General features: G+C 64.4%; 16 protein-coding genes. 8 read left to right on the top strand and 8 right to left on the bottom strand.

Translation table 11 applies throughout. From position 1 onward, the window contains the following. From G5C33_RS06680 to G5C33_RS06665, 4 genes are all read left to right on the top strand, one after another. Positions 1–744 carry a 3'(2'),5'-bisphosphate nucleotidase CysQ gene (locus G5C33_RS06680; RefSeq protein WP_165326501.1) on the top strand — a complete coding sequence of 248 codons (744 nt, stop codon included), beginning with the start codon at positions 1–3 and terminating at the stop codon, positions 742–744. 37 nt (positions 745–781) lie between these two features. Next, the gene (locus G5C33_RS06675; protein WP_206518644.1) at positions 782–1,561 is read left to right on the top strand and encodes a sulfite exporter TauE/SafE family protein; all 780 of its coding nucleotides are present in this window, start codon (positions 782–784) and stop codon (positions 1,559–1,561) included. A gap of 116 nt (positions 1,562–1,677) precedes the next feature. Continuing rightward, positions 1,678–2,721 carry a mannose-1-phosphate guanylyltransferase/mannose-6-phosphate isomerase gene (locus G5C33_RS06670; RefSeq protein ID WP_165326500.1) on the top strand — a complete coding sequence of 348 codons (1,044 nt, stop codon included), beginning with the start codon at positions 1,678–1,680 and terminating at the stop codon, positions 2,719–2,721. A 22-nt stretch (positions 2,722–2,743) separates the two neighbouring features. Then, positions 2,744–3,568 (top strand): class I mannose-6-phosphate isomerase, encoded by an 825-nt coding sequence (locus G5C33_RS06665; RefSeq protein WP_165326499.1) that lies wholly within the window; start codon positions 2,744–2,746, stop codon positions 3,566–3,568. Positions 3,569–3,578: 10 nt separating this feature from the next. Here G5C33_RS06665 and G5C33_RS06660 read toward each other — a convergent pair whose 3' ends face one another. Beyond that, on the bottom strand, positions 3,579–4,142 hold the full coding sequence (locus G5C33_RS06660; protein WP_206518643.1) for an NUDIX hydrolase: 564 nt from the start codon (positions 4,140–4,142) through the stop codon (positions 3,579–3,581). A gap of 284 nt (positions 4,143–4,426) precedes the next feature. Between G5C33_RS06660 and G5C33_RS06655 the strand changes: the two genes are divergently transcribed. After that, positions 4,427–5,485 carry an SET domain-containing protein gene (locus tag G5C33_RS06655; protein WP_228275215.1) on the top strand — a complete coding sequence of 353 codons (1,059 nt, stop codon included), beginning with the start codon at positions 4,427–4,429 and terminating at the stop codon, positions 5,483–5,485. Here the strand turns inward: G5C33_RS06655 and G5C33_RS06650 are convergent, their stop codons facing one another. Together G5C33_RS06650 and G5C33_RS06645 are read right to left on the bottom strand one after the other, a co-directional pair. Further along, the gene (locus tag G5C33_RS06650) at positions 5,486–7,339 is read right to left on the bottom strand and encodes an ATP-binding protein (protein ID WP_323126184.1); all 1,854 of its coding nucleotides are present in this window, start codon (positions 7,337–7,339) and stop codon (positions 5,486–5,488) included. It lies immediately after the preceding gene. A gap of 23 nt (positions 7,340–7,362) precedes the next feature. Continuing rightward, positions 7,363–9,282 carry a GGDEF/EAL domain-containing response regulator gene (locus G5C33_RS06645; protein ID WP_228275214.1) on the bottom strand — a complete coding sequence of 640 codons (1,920 nt, stop codon included), beginning with the start codon at positions 9,280–9,282 and terminating at the stop codon, positions 7,363–7,365. 198 nt (positions 9,283–9,480) lie between these two features. Here G5C33_RS06645 and G5C33_RS06640 point away from each other — a divergent pair, with 198 nt between their 5' ends. Further along, entirely contained in the window at positions 9,481–11,646 is a 2,166-nt protein-coding gene (locus G5C33_RS06640; RefSeq protein WP_206518642.1) for a PAS domain-containing sensor histidine kinase, read from the top strand. 8 nt (positions 11,647–11,654) lie between these two features. After that, entirely contained in the window at positions 11,655–12,002 is a 348-nt protein-coding gene (locus tag G5C33_RS06635; RefSeq protein ID WP_165326496.1) for a response regulator, read from the top strand. A gap of 1 nt (position 12,003) precedes the next feature. Here the strand turns inward: G5C33_RS06635 and glmS are convergent, their stop codons facing one another. The 3 genes from glmS to glmU are packed head-to-tail and all read right to left on the bottom strand — an operon-like array spanning position 12,004 to position 15,499. Continuing rightward, complete coding sequence (gene glmS, locus G5C33_RS06630; protein ID WP_165326495.1) at positions 12,004–13,827, bottom strand: glutamine--fructose-6-phosphate transaminase (isomerizing); 1,824 nt, start codon at positions 13,825–13,827, stop codon at positions 12,004–12,006. A gap of 11 nt (positions 13,828–13,838) precedes the next feature. After that, positions 13,839–14,150, bottom strand: coding sequence for a hypothetical protein (locus G5C33_RS06625; RefSeq protein WP_165326494.1), 312 nt, complete (start codon positions 14,148–14,150; stop codon positions 13,839–13,841). Beyond that, a complete protein-coding gene (gene glmU / locus G5C33_RS06620; RefSeq protein ID WP_165326493.1) occupies positions 14,147–15,499 on the bottom strand; it encodes a bifunctional UDP-N-acetylglucosamine diphosphorylase/glucosamine-1-phosphate N-acetyltransferase GlmU in 1,353 nt (450 codons plus the stop codon). The genes G5C33_RS06625 and glmU overlap by 4 nt, the downstream gene beginning before the upstream one ends. A gap of 74 nt (positions 15,500–15,573) precedes the next feature. On the opposite strand from glmU, the gene G5C33_RS06615 reads away from it, so the two are divergent. After that, positions 15,574–16,251, top strand: a complete 678-nt coding sequence (locus tag G5C33_RS06615; RefSeq protein WP_165326492.1) for an HAD-IA family hydrolase — start codon at positions 15,574–15,576, stop codon at positions 16,249–16,251. A gap of 87 nt (positions 16,252–16,338) precedes the next feature. Here the strand turns inward: G5C33_RS06615 and G5C33_RS06610 are convergent, their stop codons facing one another. Next, complete coding sequence (locus tag G5C33_RS06610; protein ID WP_165326491.1) at positions 16,339–16,674, bottom strand: hypothetical protein; 336 nt, start codon at positions 16,672–16,674, stop codon at positions 16,339–16,341. 34 nt (positions 16,675–16,708) lie between these two features. Beyond that, positions 16,709–17,704 carry a nucleotidyltransferase domain-containing protein gene (locus tag G5C33_RS06605; protein WP_165326490.1) on the bottom strand — a complete coding sequence of 332 codons (996 nt, stop codon included), beginning with the start codon at positions 17,702–17,704 and terminating at the stop codon, positions 16,709–16,711. Between the last annotated feature and the right edge of the window lie 7 nt (positions 17,705–17,711).

The raw sequence follows: 17,711 nt of genomic DNA, 5'->3' as shown, positions 1-17,711 counted from the left end.
ATGGACGACGCCGAACTCGCCGCCCATCTGGCGCATGTGGCCGGACGCATCCTGATCGAGATTCGCGAAGCGAATGTCTTTTCGGGCAAGGCCCTTGGCAAAGCGGGCGACGAGACCGCCAACCAGTTTCTGTGCCACGCGATCCGCGAACAGCGACCCGGGGACGGACTGTTGTCGGAAGAGTGCAAGGATACGCAGGAGCGGCTTGCCAAGGAGCGTGTCTGGATCATCGACCCGGTCGATGGGACGCGCGAATATGGCGAAGCACGTGCCGACTGGGCGGTTCATGTCGGCCTTGCGATCGACGGCGTCGCGCGCGTCGGCGCGGTCGCACTGCCCGGCGCGAACGTCGTATTGCGTTCCGATCGCCCCGCCCCGCTACCGCCGGCGCCTGAAAAGCTGCGCATGGTGGTAAGCCGGACGCGGCCCGCCAAGGAAGCCGTGGCGGTGGCCGAAGCGATCGGTGCCGAACTGATCCCGATGGGATCGGCCGGCGCGAAGGCAATGGCGATTGTTCGCGGCGAAGCCGATATCTACCTGCATTCGGGCGGGCAATATGAATGGGACAGCGCGGCTCCGGTGGCTGTGGCAAGCGCGACGGGGCTGCACTGTTCGCGGATCGACGGATCGCCGCTCCGTTACAATCAACGCGATGTCTATCTGCCCGACCTGTTGATTTGCAGGCAGGAACATGCACAGCAGGTGTTTGCGGCAATGGCCGCATCCGGCTTCCCGCAGGCATAGGCGGAATCCGGTAGGGTAAGTAGCTGAGGACTGGCTGTTGGACTGGCTGAACGGGCTTGCCGGCCTGCTCGTGGGAATCATCGTCGGCATGACGGGTGTCGGCGGCGGCAGCCTCATGTCGCCGCTGCTGATCCTGTTGTTCGGCGTTGCGCCGGCCACGGCGATCGGCACCGATCTGTGGTTCGCCGCGATTACCAAGGCAGTGGGCGGCACCGTCCACCATCGCCAGCAGAATGTCGATTTCGGCATTGTCGGCCTGCTCGCGATCGGATCGATCCCGGCCGCGATTCTCACCGGTTTCGTGATCTGGTGGCGCGGCGCGCAAACGCATGGCGGTGCGTCGCTCGCTACAGCGCTCGGCATCGTCCTGGTGGTCACGGCGGCGTTCACTTTCTTTCGTGCGCCACTGGCAAGGCGGGCAATGGCCCTGTCGATCCGTTCGCACCGCGCCTTTCCCGCACTCAAGAGCCTTGCAACGATCTTGTGCGGCGTCATCCTCGGAACGCTGGTAACGCTGACATCGGTCGGTGCGGGCGCGCTCGGCGCCACATTCCTGCTGGTGCTCTATCCGCGCCGGCTTTCGCTTTCGAAGCTGGTTGGAACGGACATCGCGCATGCCGTGCCGCTGGCACTTATCGGCGGGTTGATCCACCTGATGATCGGCACCGTGGATTTCGGCCTGCTGGCCATGCTGCTGATCGGATCGATCCCGGGGATCATCCTCGGGTCGCGCCTCAGCCTGATCGTCCCGGAGGCAGTCGTCCGCCCGTTGCTGGCGCTGATTCTGGCTTTCGCGGGAATCAAGCTGCTCGTCTGAGGAAAAGCTGCGCGGAAGGCGTGCTTTGCTCGTCTAATCCCTTTCGTCCGCGAGGAGATTCGGGTTAGAGCGAAACTTCACGGGTCGGGACCTGCCGAAGGGGAGTTGCGGACAGAATGACCAGAATCCGTTCGGTAATCCTTTCCGGCGGCTCGGGGACCCGGCTCTGGCCGATGTCACGCCCCGAAAAACCCAAACAGCTCCTGGCGCTGACCGGCCCGCATACGATGCTGCAGATGACCGCCGGTCGTGCGCTCGGTGAAAGCTTCGCGCCGCCGATCGTGGTCGCAAATGCCGCGCATGCCGAACAGGTCGAAGCGCAGCTCATTGCAGCACAGACCGCAGCCGATGCCATTCTGCTGGAACCGGTCGGCCGCAACACCGCACCCGCGATCGCGCTCGCCGCGCTTGCCGCGGAGCCGAGCGAGGCACTGCTGGTGATGCCCTCGGATCATGTGATCCTCGACGTGCCGGCCTTTCATGCAGCCATCAGCGCCGCGATGCCGCTCGTCGAGCGGGGATGCCTCGTCACCTTCGGTATTCGCCCCGAAGCCCCCGAAACCGGCTATGGCTATATTCAGATCGGCGAGGAGATGAGCGCGGGAGTGCATCGCGTCGCGCGCTTTGTCGAAAAACCCGACCAGGCGACGGCGGAATCGATGTTGGCCGAGGGCGGCTATGCCTGGAACGGCGGCATCTTCCTGTTCCGCGCCGACGCCTATCTGACAGCGCTCGCCGAATTCGCGCCCGAAATGCTGGCGGCCTGCCGCGCCGCGATGGACGGTGCGCGGCGCGAAGGCGTACGCATCTATCCCGAGGCCGAATGCTTTGCCGCCTGCCCGGCAGATTCGATAGACTATGCGGTGATGGAGAAAGCGGACAATGTCGCCGTCGTGCCCGTCGCGATGGGGTGGAGCGATGTCGGCAGCTGGGATGCCCTGAACGCAATCAGCGAATGCGACGCGAGCGGCAATGTCTGCCGCGGCGAGATCGTCGCGATCGATGTGAGGGACTGCCAGATACGCGCCGATGCCGGTAAGCGCATCGCGGCGCTCGGCATTTCGGACCTGACCATCGTCGCAAGCGGAGACGATATCCTGATCGTCCCACGCGGCCGCAGTCAGGAAGTGAAAAAGCTTCTGGAAGCGATGAAACGCTAGAGCCAATCGAGAAAGCCAGCCCATGACCGCCACCTTGCTCGCCACGCACCGCGTCGAAAAGCCCTGGGGGCGCATGCATTTGTGGCAGGGCTTTGCCGATCCCGCCGCCGATGGCGAACCGATCGGCGAAATCTGGTTTCAGACGCCCGGCAATGCCGCCCCGGACCTGCTGATCAAATATCTGTTCACCAGCGAGAAGCTGTCGGTCCAGGTCCATCCGAATGACGCGCAGGCGCGGACGCGCGGACTGCCGCGCGGCAAGGACGAATGCTGGATCATCCTGGACGCCGAGGCCGATTCCACGATTGCGCTGGGCATGAAGGAACCGACCGACCGGGAAACACTTCGCTCCGCGGCGCTCGATGGTTCGATCGAACATCTGCTCGACTGGAAACCGGTCAAGGCAGGCGACTTCTTCTATTCCGCATCGGGCACCATCCATGCCATCGGCGCGGGAATCACGTTGATCGAAGTGCAGCAGAACAGCGAAACCACCTATCGGCTCTACGATTACGGCCGCCCGCGCGAGCTGCATCTCGATGAAGGCGTCGCGGTATCCGATCCGGTGCCCTTCGTGCCGCACCCCATGCCGGGGCGCGTGGCCGACGATCGCACCATCCTGGTGGAAGGCCCCAAATTCGTGCTCGAACGCTGGTCCGGCGGACATCGCAAACTGGCACTTCCCGCCGGAACGACCGGCTGGCTTATCCCGGTGGCTGGCGACGGCGTGGTCGACGGTGTGGCCTTCCGCGCGGGCGAATGCCTGACGCTGGAAGGCGATTGCGAGATCGACGCGGCGGCGGGCTGCGACCTGCTCTTCGCCTATCCGGGCGAAACGCGGCTCTAGCCGGAACGAGTCAGCGCCACAGCTCCGGGTGGCGCAGCATCAGCGCCTGAGCCAGCACCAGCGTCTTGGCATCGGCCAGCGCGCCGCTCTCGACCTGCCCGCGCAGCGCATCAAGCGTGATTTCGTGCACATCGATATTCTCGTTCTCGCCGGGTGCCCCGCCACCGGGACCGATGCGTTGCGCGGGCGAGTAGGTCGCCAGATAAAGCTGCACCCGCTCGGTCGAGACCGGCGCGATCGGCCAGATATTGGCCACCGGCTCCAGTTCGCCCAGTTCCAGCCCGGCCTCCTCGCGCGCCTCCTCGCGGATGCGCTCGGCTGGCTGCGCGGTATCAAGATTGCCGGCGACCGCTTCGAGCAGCGGCGGCTCGCCTGCCGCCAGAACCGCCGCGCGCGGTTGCGAGATCAGGATGGCCGTGCGCCGCACCGGATCATAGGGCAGCACCGCCACCGCCGAACCATTGTCGAGCAAGTGTCGCTCGACCACCGCGCCGTCGCGCATCGTCACTTCGAGCCGATAGAATTTGTACCAGCCGTCATAGACCAGCCGACGATGCGTGATGCGCGCGTCCATAACCGAGGGATAGAAGGAATACTGACGCCGCGAAAGCTAAACAGCGCCCGGCGCGACAGTGCTTTTCGCCGGTGCGACGCCGGTTTCCTGCACTCCGCTCGCTTTCCCTTGACTCGCTATCGACTCGTGGATTCAGCGCGAGTCGCCGATAGACGGAATCATCTAAACATGGTAAATGACCGGTTTCGAGGGGGGAATTTACCATCGGAATCTGGTTCGTCCTGGCTATCGGATTCAGCTTTGCCGGCTACGCGATCTATCTCGCGGGTCTGCGCCGCGAGATCGTGCGTCCGAACCGGGCCTCGTGGCTGATCTGGAGCGTCGGAACGGCGATGGAGGCGGTAACCTATGCCGCGCTCAACCCCGGCCTGCTCCAGGGATGGATCTTCGCGGTATCGGCGCTGGCATGCATCGCTGTGGTCCTGGGTATCTGGCGCCAGTCGGAATGGGCTGCGCCCACAACCACCGAACTGGTCTGTATCGCGGCATCGCTTTCGGCTCTCGCCGTCTGGCTGGTCTTTCGCAATGCCCTCTGGGCCCATCTTCTGGTCGTCGCCGCAGTGCCGATCAGCTTCTGGCCGACCTGGGCGAGCGCCTGGCAGGATGCCTCGCGCGAACGTTCGCCGGCTTGGGGGCTGTGGACGTTCGGCGACCTGGCGACGCTGCTGGTAGCCGTGCGCGGGCCGAACCCGGGCGTCGACGAGCTCCTCTACATCGTCGTCGAACTGCTCTGCCATGCCGGCGTCTGGTTCATGATCGGCCTCGCGACGATCAATCCGATGCGCAGCTTCGGCCTGCGCCGCGGTCCGTTCCTGGTGCTTGACCGGCATCGCCCCGGGCGCAACATGTTCCGGGTCGATGAAAACCATCTGGGCAAGGCTGTGTTCGCCGCCCGCGCCTTTGCCGAAGGCGAGCGGCTGATGGAATTTACCGGGCGGCTGCTGCCCGCCGATCAGGTGCCGCGCTTCGCGCATGGCAGCACCGACCGGTATGTCCAGGTGACGCGCGACCACTATATGGGCCCTTCCGGCGGGCTGGACGACTTCGTCAATCACAGCTGCGATCCCAATACCGGGCTGCGGTTCGTCGAGGATCGCGTTTTCCTGATCGCGATCCGTCCGATCGCGGCGGGCGAGGAAATCGCCTGGGACTATTCGACGACGCTGTTCGAATCCAACTGGCACATGATCTGCGGTTGCCGCAGCACGCAATGCCGCCGGGTGATCGGCAATTTCGGATCGCTGCCGCCCGACCGGCAGGAATATTACCGGTCGCACAATCTGGTCGCGCCCTATCTGCGTCGCCGCGACGCGATCGCGCCGGAACGGCGACGGGCAGGCTGATCAGGCAGCGAGTTCGGCGTCGTCCTTGCGCATGCCGGTGGCGGCCTTGAGTGTCAGCACGGCGCGCGCGCCCCTGCCCTTGCCTTCGCTGATCAGGTCGAGCTTGCCTTCCATCGCGACCATCGAATTGGCGCACCAGTGCAGCCCCAGCCCGCCCGACTTGTGCTTGCGAGTCGAAAAGCCGCGCTGGAACAGCGTCGGCGCGTCTTCAGGATCGAAACCGTCGCCATCGTCGCGGATCACGACGCGCACCTGTTCGTCCTGTTCGGTCACCGACACGGCGATGCTCCCGCTGTCGCGCCCCGTCGCCGAAATCGCTTCGACTGCATTACCGAGCAGATTGCCCACGACCTGGCTCAGGATCACCCGATTGCCCATCACCCAATGCGGCATCGACGGAAAGCTGAACGCAATCGAACATTCGCTCGAATAGCGCGCGATCGTCGCGTTCTGGGCCACGATGTCGGAGATATCGCAGGTTTCGAGCTGCGGTCGCTCATGCGCCGCCTCCTGCTGCTTGCCGATGATTTCAAGTACGTTGTGCAATGCCTCGCGGCCCAGCTTCAGCTGCCGCTCGCGCTCCGCGCGCTCCCCCGCAACCGATTCCTGCGCCGCGGCAAGGAAGGCGACCAGCTTCTGGCGGCGCGCGGCTGGAATGTCCTCGCGCGCGAGCTCGGACAAGGCGCGCTCGACCATCGCCGGATCAGCAGCGCCGGCACCGCCCATACCCTGGCTCATGATCGTGCTGATTGGATTGAGCGCATTGCGCACATTGTGCATCACCGCGACGGCGCTTTCGGAACGACCGAGCTTGAACGACTGCACTTCGAGCTGTTCGCGCAGGTCCTTGAGCTGGCGCAGCATCGAATTGAAGCTGGTAACGAGACTGCCGATCTCGTCGTGGCGCGGATTCTCCTGAAGCAACCCGAGTGTACCCGATTGGCGGACGACGCCCATATGCCGCTCGACACGCTTCAGCGGCCGCAGCACCAGCCGCCCGATTACCTTGCGCAACACGATCAGGACGACCAGCATCAGCAATGTCGTGCCGATCGCGGCCAGCAGCAGCACGCGCTGGCCAAGCAACGTCATGTCGCGCGGCACGGCATAGCCGGCGCTCGCCACGGTTTCGCCTCCCGGCCCGTGAATCGGAACCGCGATGTCGAGCCTGCCGTCGCGCGGCGTGATGGCGACAGCGGCAAGATCGCTGTCGAGCCGAACCCGCGCTTCGACCTGCAGCAAGGTGCTCAATTGCTCCGAACTGATCGTGCGTGCCATCAGAACGAAACCGCGCGGCGCGCCGGTGCCGTCGCTGCGGCGTACGCGCGCCACGCCGACGGCGGCGATGCTGTCGCCGAAGCGCAGATAGAAGCTTCCCGAACCTTCGCCATCGACGACTTGCGCAAGATCAACCTGCCCGATCCGGTCGAGCAATGCGACCTTCATCGCCGGCGTGTCATTGCCGCTCGCCAGATCGAGCCAGCGCGCGATGACGACGGACCCATCGTTGCGGACATAGGCCATGCCGTTGACGCTCAGATTCTGCATCGCCAGGGTCGAGAAGGACTCTTCCTCGAATGCGCGCGTCGGATTCGCCATATAGGCGTAGCTGGCGTTCCAGTCGCCATAGTCACGCACCGCCGTCTCGACCTTGCTGGCGAATTCGTCCAGCGCGGCGCGGGTGCGTTCGACATGCGCGGTGACAGCGTTGTCTTCGAGCCGGTTGAAGCTGGGCGTGATGATCGCGGCGAGCAGCAATGTGATCGCAATCGACCCCACCAGCCCCACGCCGGTCAGGATCAGCACGAGCTTTCCGCCCAGCGAGGCGGAAGCCAGACCGCGCAGTCGGCGCAAAACGGCGCCTTGCTTACCAGGCATCAGCCGGTTGTCCCGTTACCCGCTTCGAGCGTGACGACATTGTCGCCGGGCGGCGTGCCGAGCCAGCGGCGTTCGGCCAGTTCGCACGCGATGTCGGCATCGACCGGACGCGAGAAGAAATAGCCCTGCAAATGGCTGCAACCGGCAACCAGCAGCGTATCGAGTTGCTCCTGTGTCTCGACGCCCTCCGCGACGACTTCGAGGCCGAGCGCCCGACCGAGATGAATGATCGAATGGACGATCGCGGCACTGGCGCGCTCGCGGCCCATGCCGTCGATAAAGCTGCGATCGATCTTGAGGCAATCGAGCGCGAACCGACGGATATTGTAGAGCGAGGAATAGCCCGTGCCGAAATCGTCTAGCGCGATGCGGAATCCCATCTGCCGCAGGCGATACAGCGTTTCGGCGGCACGCTCGGCATCGTCGAAGATCGCCGTTTCGGTGATTTCGATCTGGATGCGATCGGGTGCGATGCCGTGATGCTGCACACGCTCGATGATATGGCCGACGAAATTCTGGCGGCGGAACTGGCGCGGGCTGAAATTGACCGACACATATTGCCCCGGCCATTGCTGCAGCGTCTTCGCCGCCTCGTCGATCGCCCAGTCGCCAAGTTCGTGGATCAGATTGGATTCCTCGGCGATCGGAATGAACATCGCTGGAGAAATCGGCCCGAATTCCTCGGTGTTCCAGCGCATCAGCGCCTCGAATCCGATGATTTCCAGTCCATCGCGGCTGATGATCGGCTGATAGACCATCTTCAGCTCGCCCTTGGCGATGGCTTCGCTCAGGCCACCTTCGATCTGGCGGCGGAAGCGAATCGATTCGTCCATGCTTTCGTCGAACACGCGGACCACGCCGCGGCCGGCGCGCTTGGATTCGTTGAGCGCGAGGTCGGCACGGCGCATCAGATCCACCGGGTCCTTGTCGTTTTCCGGGTCCGCCACGACCATACCGATCGAGGCACTGCCCTGCACCGAATGGCCGAACACCTTGAAACTGGTGGAAATCGCCTTGATCACCCGCTCGCAGCACATCACCGCCTCGTCTTCGCTGGTGACGTGCGAGAGCAGTGCGAATTCGTCGCCCCCCAGCCGCGCGACCACCGCGCCCTGAGGCACGGTTTCCTGCAGCAGCGCATAGACCATGCGGATCAGCTCATCGCCCGCGAGATGACCGAACGTGTCATTGACCAGTTTGAACCGGTCGAGGTCGAGCATTGCCATTGCAAAGCGCTGCCGCTCGCGAACATGCTCGGTGAGCGCGCGCATGAAAGCGAGCCGGTTCGGCGCTTCGGTCAGCGAATCGTGATTGGCCATATGCACCGCCTTCGATTCATTGGCGGCGAGTTCGAGCTTCTGCTCCTCAAGCTGGTCGATCTTCTCGGCCAGCGCAGCGCGCGCCTCGCGCAGCTCGATATCGACGCGCCAGCGTGCAGAAAGCGCCGTGGCGGTCTGCATCACTTCCTCAGCCTGAAACGGCTTGGCGATATAGAAGATCTTGTCGGCCGGTCCGGCGGCGCGGCTGATGTCGAGCGGCGAGAAATCGGAATAGCCGGTGACGATAACCAGATTGATGTCGGGATCGATCGCGCGGATGCGACGCGCGGTTTCCTTGCCGTCGATTCCCGGCGGCATGCGCACGTCGATGAAGGCGACGGCATAGCGTTCGCCGGATTCAATGCTGGCCGCAACCGCATCAACGGCGGGCAAGCCCTGCGAGAAATGATCACAGTCGAACTGTTCCTGTACGGGAGCGGGCGGGGCGGAAAGCTCTTCGGCCTGCTCTTCGTCGCCGAACAGCTCGGCTGCCATTGCGGAAAGCGCCGCGCCGCCCGCGGCGGCTTCGCTGCGCTGTCCGAACACTTGGCGATAGCTTTCGTGCATCGCCTGTTCGTCATCCACGATCAAGATACGCACGGTCGGACTTCCCCCCAAGAAACATCGTTGCCACGGAGTAATCCGACAGCGTTAACCACAGGTAAAATTCCCGGGTAACGGCAAGGAATCCCGGTTTCCTGCGGCCCGTCCACCGGCATGGTTGCGGCGGTTCACCGTGACTGCCCGGCCCGTCAACCGTAACCGTTGGCTTCGCCGCGCAAATTCAGTACGGAAACAATGATGGCCGAACCCATTGAGAATGCGGATTCAACTGCTCCGTCCGACATCCCGAACGGCGGGGACGAGTTTCGCATGATCGCGGAGTCGGCGCCGGTCGCGGTCTGGGTGACCGGGCTCGACGGGAAGCGCAGTTTCGTTAACCGCGTCTATGCGGAATTTCTCGGCGTCGATCAGGAATCGGCGCGCGATTTCAACTGGCGATCGATCCTCCATCCCGATGACAGCGCGCGCATCATCGCCGAAGCGCAAGCCGGAAAGGCGGCGCTGAAACCCTTCACGCTGGAAGGCCGCTATCGCCGCGCCGACGGGGAATGGCGCTGGCTCAAATCGACGTTGCAGCCGCGCCGGGACGGAGACGGCAATCCTGCCGGCTTTTTCGGCGTTGCCCATGACGTGACCGAGACAAAGCTAGCCGAGCTGGCACTGCGCGAACGTGAGGCCCAGCTGCTCGTCTTCGTCAATCAGGGCACCGCGGGTTTCAGCCAGGTCGATATCAGCGGCAGGTTCACGATGGTGAACGACCGTTTCTGCGAGATTTCAGGCTGGCCCCGCGAGGAACTGCTCGGCCGCTCGATGCAATCGATTACGCATCCCAACGATCTGGGCCGCAACATCCCGCTGTTCGAGCGGATGATGCGCGATGGTACGCCCTATTCTCATGAGAAACGCTATGTCCGGCCTGACGGAACCTTGGTCTGGGTCAACAACAGCGTCGCACTGATCCGTGACGATGAAGGGAAGCCGCTGGGATCGTCGTGCGTCACCCTCGACGTCACACGCCGACGCGAGGACGAGGCCGCGCTGCGCAAGAGCGAGGAAAGCATCCGCCTCGCCGTCGAAAGCGCCGGCATGGCGACCTGGGAGCTCGATCTCGATACGATGGAAGGAGTCTGGTCGCTCAATCGCTTCGATCTGCTCGGTCTGCCGCGTCGCGCGGATGGGCGCGGAAGTATCAACGACTGGCTGGCCCTGATCCACCCCGATGATGTCGAACAGGTGCGCGAAACCGCATATGCCTGTTTCGATCGCGGTACGCCGTTCATGATCGAATATCGCATTCTGCGCGCCGACACGGGCGAGGAACGCTGGCTGCAAAGTCATGGCGATCGCATCATGGCGGGGGATGAAAACGACTTGCGCTTCGTCGCCGTCTCTTTCGACATCACGGAGCGCAAGCGCAACGAAGAGGAACTGCGCACCAGCGAAACCCGGTTCCGCACGATTTTCGAGGAAGCGAACGACTATATCATTACGGCCGATCTCGACACGCGAATCACGTCGGTCAATCCATCGGTGGTGGCGGCGCTGGGCTATCCCGAGGATGCCCTGGTCGGCCGCTCCATCAGCGAATTCCTGGCTCCCGGTCAGATGGAAGTCGTCGAACGGCTGCGCGACCACAAGCTGGAACACGGCGGCACCACGCGCTTTTCGGTGCGCATGCGCACGCACGCCGCGGGCGGCGACCTGATCTGGGAGATCAACTCGCGGCTCACGCTCGATGCACTGGGCCGGCCGACCGGCATTCACGCCATCGCCCGAGACGTGACCGAATCGAAACGGTTCGAAATGCATCAGCGACTGCTGATCGATGAACTCAATCATCGCGTGAAGAACACGCTCGCCATCGTTCAGGGCATTGCTCAACAGACATTCCGCAACCCCGGCATCGCGATGGAAGCGCGCAAGGCGTTCGAGGGGCGCATCGCGGCCTTGTCCGAAGCGCATAACCTGCTCACTCGCGAGCTATGGGCGCCGGTGCCGATCCATCAGGTGATGGCCGACGCCATCGCGCCACATTGCGGCGGCGACCGCTGCCACATCGAAGGATGCGACCTGACACTGGAGCCCAAGACCGCGATTTCGCTGGCGCTTGCGATACATGAACTCGCGACCAACGCCGTCAAGCACGGCGCGCTTTCCAACGAGGCCGGACGCATTTCGATCACATGGCAAAAAACCGAGGACGAGAAGGGAAAGCGGCTCAAACTGGCATGGGTTGAATCGGATGGCCCGCCGGTTTCTGTCCCGAAACGGCGCGGTTTCGGCACGCGAATGATCGAACGCGGGCTGGCGGCGGAACTTGGCGGCTCCGTCTGCATTGAGTTCGCTGCTGGGGGGCTGCGCTGCGAAGTCGACGCGCCGCTCCCGGAAACCGCGGAATGAGAGAGCTGGTGGGGCGTAAGATTTTCATCGTCGAGGACGAACCGGTGGTCGCGATGTGCCTCGAGGATATTCTGCTCGATTTCGGTTGTTCGATCATCGGGCCGGTCGGACGACTTTCCGAAGGGCTGGTTATCGCCGAAGCGGTCGAGGCGGATGCCGCGATCCTCGATGTCAATCTGGGTGGCGAGCGCAGCGATGCCATTGCAAGCGTGCTGCGCGCGCGCGGCATCCCCTATATCCTCGCCACCGGCTATGGCGCGACAGCCAATACGGGCGAGCACATCGTGCCGCTGGTCAGCAAGCCTTATTGCGAGGAACAGCTGCGTTCGGCGCTGGAAAGCGTGATCGCGCTCTGAGCTATTCGACCGTCACCGATTTGGCGAGATTGCGCGGCTGATCGACGTCGGTGCCCTTGGCCACCGCGACATGATAGGCGAGCAGCTGCACCGGCACCGCATAGACGATCGGCGAGATCAGCGGATGCACCTTGGGCATTTCGATCGTCGCCACAGCGTCCTCGCCCGCCAGTTTCAACCCCTCGGCATCCGAAATCAGCACCACCCGCGCGCCGCGCGCCTGCGCCTCCTGCATGTTCGACACCGTCTTGTCGAACAGCGGCCCGGAAGGCGCGAGCACGATCAGCGGCACATTGTCGTCGATCAGCGCGATCGGGCCGTGCTTCATTTCGCCCGAGGCATAGCCTTCGGCATGGATGTAGGAGATTTCCTTTAGCTTGAGCGCACCTTCGAGCGCCAGCGGGTAATCGGGACCGCGCCCCAGATAGAGCACGTCGCGCGCCTGCGCGATGGTATGCGCCATCGCCTCGATCTCGGCATCATGCGCCAGCGCGGCGTTGATGCTGGCTGGCGCTTCGACAAGGTGCCGGACGATTTCGGTTTCCTCGTCGCCGCCCAGCTTGCCCTTCGCGCGCGCAAGATTGACCGCCAGCGCCGCCATGACGGCGAGCTGACAGGTGAACGCCTTGGTCGAGGCGACGCCGATTTCCGGCCCGGCATGCGTCGAAAGCAACAAATCGACTTCGCGCGCCATCGAACTGGTCGGCACATTGATGATCCCCGCCGTGGTGACGCCATGTTCCTTCATGTGGCGCAGCGCCGCCAGCGTGTCCGCCGTCTCGCCCGACTGGCTGACGACGACGCCCAGCGTGTTGGGCAGCAGCACCGGATCGCGATAGCGGAATTCCGAGGCGACATCGACTTCCACCGGCACCCGCGCGAATTGCTCGATCCAGTATTTGCCGATCATCCCGACATAGCTGGCGGTGCCGCATGCGACGATCGCGACGCGCTCGACACCGGCCAGATCGAAATCCATGTCGGGCAGCGCGACCATTTCCTCGACCGGGCGAAGATAGGATTGCAGCGTCTGCGCGACGACGACCGGCTGCTCGTAAATCTCCTTCTGCATGAAGTGGCGGTGATTGCCCTTGTCGATCATCGCGGGCGACACGCCCGAAGGCACCACCTCACGCGTAACCGGCCGGTTCTCGCGATCGAACACCTGGATGCTCTGCCGCGTCAGCACTGCCCAGTCACCTTCATCGAGATAGGCGATTTTCTGCGTCAGCCCGGCAAGCGCATGCGCGTCCGATCCCAGATAATTCTCGCCATCGCCATAGCCGACGGTCAGCGGCGCGCCGAGCCGCGCGGCGATCAGCAGATCGGGCTCGCTGGCGAACAGGAAGGCGATGGCGAAGGCACCGTGCAGCCGCGGCAGCACCGAAGCCACCGCATCCTGCGGCGACTTGCCGCGCTGCAATTCGCGATCGACCAGATGCGCGACGACTTCGGTATCGGTCTGGCTGTTGAATACGCGGCCATCGGCGATCAGCTCGTCGCGCAGCGGCTTGAAATTCTCGATGATGCCGTTGTGGACGATGGTGACGTCGCCAACGATGTGCGGATGCGCATTATCCTCGGTCGGCGCGCCATGCGTCGCCCAGCGGGTATGCGCGATGCCGATCGTGCCGGGCAGCGGCTCTTCGGCGAGGCGCTTGCCGAGATTGACGAGCTTGCCCTCGGCGCGGCGGCGATCGAGCACGCCGTCGTGCAGCGTGGCGATGCCCGCCGAGTCATAACCGCGATATTCGAGCCGCTTCAGCCCCTCGAACAGCCGGTCGGCGACTTCAGACGTACCCAGGATTCCGACGATACCGCACATGCGCGTTGCCCTTAATGCGGGAAATTGGTGTCCACGAAGACATGGGTGAATTCGACCGGATCGGGATCGCGGCCCTGGCTTTCGCGGAACTGCGGCTTGCCCTTTTCCCACACTTCCCTGATCGCGCCTTCCATCCCCTTGGGGAATTGCATCTGCGACACGACCATTTCGCGCCAGCCGCCTTCCAGCTTCAGCTGGTGGCGAAGCTGCGGTTCCATCGCGGTCAGCGCCGCCTCGGAGGTGGTGTCGAGATGCCCGATGCAATCGAGCACATAGGAATCGAGCAATTTGAGGAACGGCTTGCCCTGATAACGGTCGGTCATTTCTTTCCTTTTCGTTCGGCCATTTTGGCGCGGAAGCGCTTCGCCCAGCCGGGCAGCGCCTTCTGCTCGCCGCGCGCCAGCGCCAGCGCATCGGCCTCGACATCGCGCGTCACGACCGATCCGGCCGCGACCAACGCACCGTCGCCGATCGTCACCGGCGCGACCAGCGCGCTGTTCGATCCGATGAACGCGCCTTCCCCGATCACCGTTTGGTATTTGAGGAAGCCGTCATAATTGCAGGTGATCGTCCCCGCCCCGATATTCGCGCCCGCGCCCACGCTGGCATCGCCCAGATAGGTAAGATGGCTCGCCTTCGCACCCTTGCCGAGCACGGCTTTCTTCATTTCGACAAAATTGCCGATCCTGGCGTCTTCCTCCAGCACCGCGCCCGGCCGCAGCCGCGCATAGGGGCCGACCGAGGCACCGCTTGCCACCGTAGCGCCTTCGAGATGGCTGAAGGCGTGGATGACGACCTTGTCGGCGATGGTGACGCCGGGGCCGAAAACGACATTGGGCTCCACCGTCACGTCACGGCCGAGCTGCGTATCATAGGAAAACCACACCGTTTCCGGCGCGATCAGCGTGACGCCGTCGGCCATCGCGGTGTCGCGGCGCTTGTCCTGCCAGTCGCGTTCGAGCCGGGCGAGTTCGGCGCGGCTGTTCACGCCCGCCACTTCATGCGCGTCGGTTTCGATCACCGCGCTCGGGCGACCATCGGCGGCGGCGAGCATGACGATGTCGGGCAGATAATATTCGCCCGCGGCGTTATCGTTGGTGACCCGGCCGAGCAGCGCGAACAGATCGTTCGCGCGCGCCGCCATCAGCCCCGAATTGCACAGCGTTTCGGCGCGTTCGGCGACGGTCGCGTCCTTATATTCGACCATCTTCTCGATCCATCCGTCGCGGTCGGCGATGATCCGGCCATAGGCGCCCGGATCGGTCGGGCGGAAACCGAGCACGACGGCGGCAGGCGCGTCGTCGGCATGGAGCCGGTCAAGCATCCGTGTCATCGTCTCGGGCGAAACCAGCGGCACGTCGCCATAGAGGATCAGCACATCGCCATTGAAGCCCGCCAGCGCGTCCTCCGCCATCCGCACGGCATGGCCGGTGCCGAGCTGTTCGGCCTGATGCGCGATTTCGACGCCGTGCGGCGCGACGGCGGCCTCGACCTGCTCGCGCCCCGCGCCGACCACGGTGATGGTCCGCTGCGGCGACAATTCGCCGACGCTCGCGACGAGATGCAGCAGCATCGGCCGCCCGGCGATTGGGTGCAGCACCTTGTGCAGGTCGGATTTCATCCGCGTCCCCTTGCCGGCGGCAAGGATGATCGCGGCGATCTTGTCGGTCATGATCCCTCCACGCTGGCCCCGCGATGCCACGTCAGGGTTGCCATTTCCATACCGGGCGGGGCAGCAGGGCGCGGATGGACAAGATTCCTTTCGAAATCGTCGGATTCGACCTCGACGGCACGTTGCTCGACACCAGCCCCGATCTGGTCGCGGCGGTCAATCACGCACTGGCGGCGGCAGGGCGCGATCCGCTGTCGTTCGAGCAGGTCAAACCCAATATCGGCGGCGGCGCGAAGAACATGCTGCGCAAGACGCTGGAAGATACCGGCGGCTGCGACGAAGCGGCGTTCGATCGCTATTACAAGCTGCTGCTGCGCCATTACGAAGCCAATATCGCGGTGGGCACCCGCCCCTATTCCGGCTTGCTCGACGCGCTCGACCAGCTCGATGCAATGGGAATCCGGGTCGCGGTGGTGACCAACAAATTCGAGAATTTGGCGGTACGCCTCCTCGGCAAGCTCGACCTAGCGGGGCGCTTCGAAACGATCATCGGCGGAGACACGATGGGCAAGGGCAACGCCAAGCCCTCGGCCGCGCCGATCAACGAGATGGTTGCCCGCTGCGGCGGCGGCCGCGCGGCGTTCGTAGGGGATTCAATCTACGACACCGGCGCCGCGCGCAATGCCGGGGTGCCGAGCATTGCCGTCAGCTTCGGCTTTCACTCGGGACCGATCGTGGATCTGGGGGCCGATGCCGTGATCGACCATTATGACGAACTGATCCCGACGCTGGCGCGCCTGGGCGATCGCTAGCGCGGGACGGTTTCCACCGTATAGCCCGCCAGCATCGGCCGGCCATCGACGATCTCGAAGGTGAAGCGCTCGCGCACATCGCCATCCTCATGATGCGAGAGATAGTGGAGCGACACGATACGGCGATCGCTCGATACCTACGATACGGCGATCGCTCGATACCTGCTGCGCGGCGCTCAGTTCCTCCGCGGCTATCATCGGCCCGACTTCGTCATGCACCGAAAAGAGCACCGCGCGCATCTCGGCCTCGCTCGCCGAGCGGATCAGGGAAGGCGCGCGGTCGGCCAGGATCGCGTCATAGTCGCGAGCCTCGAGCCGCTGGTGAAATGTCGACACCGCCCCGCGCGCCTGAGAAACCGCCTCGTCGCCACCACCGCACGCGGCAAGCGTGAACAGCATCAGCAAGGCAAGAGCGATTCTCATATTCTCATTGTAGAGCGCGCATCGGGTGCCGGGGTCAGACCGGGCGATATCCCTTGCGGAATTTGGTCCATAAATGCCGCGCCAGCATCGCCGGCGGCATGCGGAGCAAGTGGCCGCGCATGTAGAAGCCGAGCTCGGTAAGCTTACGCGAACGGCGGCCCCACGCGTCGCGCGAGAGCAGGCGGCGGATATAGGGGCGGTCCAGCGCCGTCAGTGCGCGCCACGCATCGGGCACATCGGTGCCAAAAAGATGGTGCGTCAGCCGCCCGGCCCGCGCCATCGCCGTGCCCAGCCCGTGATGCGCGGCACGCTCGGCCAGCCCCTCGCTGCCATATTCCCCCATCAGGCAGTGAATATCCCACAAATTGCGCAGGCCTCCCGCCAGATCGCCGTCGGCGAACAGATGCGCGGCAGCGTGACAGAGCATATCGTTGGGGCTCAGCACCCGCATCCCGTTTTCCAGTGCAACGCTGTCGGCCAGCATCGCCGCGGCATCCGGCGTGATCCTGGCCGTGAGCGGTAGCACCGTGTGATGCACGTCGATCATCCGGTCGCGTTCGCGGTGGATCAGCGGCGGCAGTTCATGCATCCACTGGCGATAATAGGCATCGTCATAGGGATCCGGCTTCACCCATTCCCAGCCCGCCCCAAGGATCGCGGCTTCGGCCTCGTCCATCCGGTCGCGGGGCACGAGAATGTCGAGATCGCCGATATGCCGCCCCTGCCCCGCCGCCAGCCCCGCCGCGACGAACGCCGTGCCCTTGAGCAGCACCAGCGGCACGCCCGTCGGCGCCAGCGCGCGCTGCGCCATTTCGGCTTCCCACAGCGCGGCGGTGCGCCCCTGCTCGGCCGAAGCGCGCGCATCGGCGAGGATGCGGGCGGCGGCGGGCGGCACGTCGAGCCCTTCGACCTGCCATGCCAGCGTGCCGATCAACTGCTCCGCCCGGGCGACGGCGATCAGCGAATTCCAGCCCGCGGCATCGAGTGCCGTCGCGCGCTCCGGTTGCCGCAGCGCGGTGACGAGGCGCATCGCAGGG

It is taken from the genome of Sphingosinithalassobacter tenebrarum (assembly GCF_011057975.1).
Lineage (GTDB): Bacteria > Pseudomonadota > Alphaproteobacteria > Sphingomonadales > Sphingomonadaceae > Sphingomonas > Sphingomonas tenebrarum.
This window is presented reverse-complemented; position numbering and strand designations above follow the sequence as displayed.